Origin of the sequence: Sphingomonas sp. MMS24-J45, from assembly GCF_044881195.1 — a bacterium.
Taxonomy (GTDB): domain Bacteria; phylum Pseudomonadota; class Alphaproteobacteria; order Sphingomonadales; family Sphingomonadaceae; genus Sphingomonas.
On record NZ_CP173255.1, the window covers coordinates 1 to 2,500 of the forward strand.

Genomic DNA, 2,500 nt, shown 5'->3' on the forward strand with positions numbered 1-2,500 from the left:
CCATTTGCGCGTGCGATCGACGGCGGGGAGTGTTCGGTAGTGTGGAGCTTCCTTGCGAGCGTTAGCCACAAAAAAACCGCCTCGGGATATCCTGAGACGGTTTGGTATTGTGTTGGTTGGTTGCGGGGACAGGATTTGAACCTGTGACCTTCAGGTTATGAGCCTGACGAGCTACCGGGCTGCTCCACCCCGCGCCAACGGAGCCTGGGAGAGACGCAAACGCCTCCGACGAAGCGGAGGCGTACGACCCTCACGGGCAAACAAGGGAATGGGTTCCAGGAGAGCCGAACATTGACGGTTCACCGGCTGCAATGCCTGGCGACGACCTACTCTTCCAGCACTTAAGTGCTAGTACCATCGGCGCAGTCTGGTTTCACGGCCGAGTTCGGGATGGGATCGGGTGGGGCACAGACGCTATAGCCACCAAGCAATGAAGCCGGTGAACAGTCAAAATTCGGTTCAAAATCGATGCACGTTTACCAGTGTAGTGATAGTTTTATCAGGCGTTGCAACTCAATCATCCGACGCATCGTCTGATCAATGCTGGTTACCCAGGATTGTCATTGATGGTGGGACTCTCAAGCGCGAATAGAGCAATTAGTATCGGTTAGCTCCATGGATTACTCCACTTCTACATCCGATCTATCAACGTCATGGTCTCTGACGGCTCTATGAAATCTTATCTCGAGGGAGGCTTCCCGCTTAGATGCTTTCAGCGGTTATCCCGTCCATACATAGCTACCCTGCTGCGCTCTTGGCAGAACGACAGGTACACCAGAGGTATGTTCAACCCGGTCCTCTCGTACTAGGGTCAACTCCTCTCAAATTTCGACGCCCACGGCAGATAGGGACCAAACTGTCTCGCGACGTTCTGAACCCAGCTCACGTACCACTTTAATTGGCGAACAGCCAAACCCTTGGGACCTGCTCCAGCCCCAGGATGTGATGAGCCGACATCGAGGTGCCAAACAACCCCGTCGATATGAGCTCTTGGGGGTTATCAGCCTGTTATCCCCGGCGTACCTTTTATCCGTTGAGCGATGGCCCTTCCACGAGGGACCACCGGATCACTATGACCGACTTTCGTCTCTGCTCGACTTGTCAGTCTCGCAGTCAGGCGGGCTTATGCCATTGCACTCTAACAGACGGTTTCCAACCGTCCTGAGCCCACCATTGCGCGCCTCCGTTACTCTTTAGGAGGCGACCGCCCCAGTCAAACTACCCGCCACAGAGGGTCCCTCACCCGGTTTCACGGGTGCAGGTTAGACATCAGAAAACAACAGGGTGGTATTTCACCTATGGCTCCACACCGGCTGGCGCCAATGCTTCAAAGCCTCCCACCTATGCTACACAGTTCTTTCCTAATGCCACTCTGAAGCTGCAGTAAAGGTGCACGGGGTCTTTCCGTCTAACCGCGGGAACCCCGCATCTTCACGGGGAATTCAATTTCGCTGAGCATGTCCTGGAGACAGTGGGGAAGTCGTTACGCCATTCGTGCAGGTCGGAACTTACCCGACAAGGAATTTCGCTACCTTAGGACCGTTATAGTTACGGCCGCCGTTTACCTGGGCTTCATTTCAGAGCTTGCACCCCTCCACTTAACCTTCAGGCACCGGGCAGGCGTCAGGCCCTATACGTCGTCTTGAAGCCGACTTAGCAGAGCCCTGTGTTTTTGCTAAACAGTCGCTACCCCCTGGCCTGTGCCCCCCATGAGTGCTTGCGCATACATGGGGCCTCCTTCTTCCGAAGGTACGGAGGCAATTTGCCGAGTTCCTTCAGGACACTTCTCTCAAGCGCCTTGGTATACTCTACCAGACCACCTGTGTCGGTTTCGGGTACGGTCTATACGGTGGGGCTATTTCCTGGGACCTCTTCGAAGCCCTTCCAATCCAATAAGGAAGAACAACACACGAGATCCGTCACACACCACCAGGCCCACGAATATTAACGTGGTTCCCATCGACTACCCCCTTCGGGCTCGTCTTAGGGGCCGGCTCACCCTGCGCGGATTAGCCTTGCGCAGGAACCCTTGGTCTTTCGGCGAAAGGGCATCTCACCCTTTTTATCGCTACTCATGTCTGCATTCGCACTTCCGATACCTCCACGACCCATTACCAGATCGCTTCACAGGCTTACGGAACGCTCCGCTACCGCGTGCTTGCGCACACCCTAAGCTTCGGTGCATCACTTTAGCCCCGTTACATCTTCGCCGCAGAACCTCTTATTTAGACCAGTGAGCTGTTACGCTTTCTTTAAAGGATGGCTGCTTCTAAGCCAACCTCCTGGTTGTTTTGGAAGTTCCACATGCTTTCCCACTTAGTGATGACTTGGGGACCTTAGCTGTAGGTCAGGGCTGTTTCCCTTTTGACGACGGACCTTAGCACCCGCCGTCTGTCTCCCGAGTAGTACTCATAGGTATTCGGAGTTTGGTTAGAGTTGGTAGGTCTCGCGACCCCCGCATCCATCCAGTGCTCTACCCCCTACGGTATTCGCTCGAGGC

The 2,500-nt window shown here is 54.8% G+C and carries 1 tRNA gene and 2 rRNA genes (1 of these 3 cut by a window edge); all 3 read right to left on the reverse strand.

The window, feature by feature from the left end:
- Nucleotides 1-117: 117 nt before the first annotated feature.
- Nucleotides 118-194, reverse strand: a tRNA-Met gene (locus tag AB5I39_RS00005).
- 119 nt (nucleotides 195-313) lie between these two features.
- Nucleotides 314-428, reverse strand: a 5S ribosomal RNA gene (gene rrf, locus AB5I39_RS00010).
- A gap of 149 nt (nucleotides 429-577) precedes the next feature.
- Nucleotides 578-2,500, reverse strand: a 23S ribosomal RNA gene (locus AB5I39_RS00015); it runs 870 nt beyond the window's last position.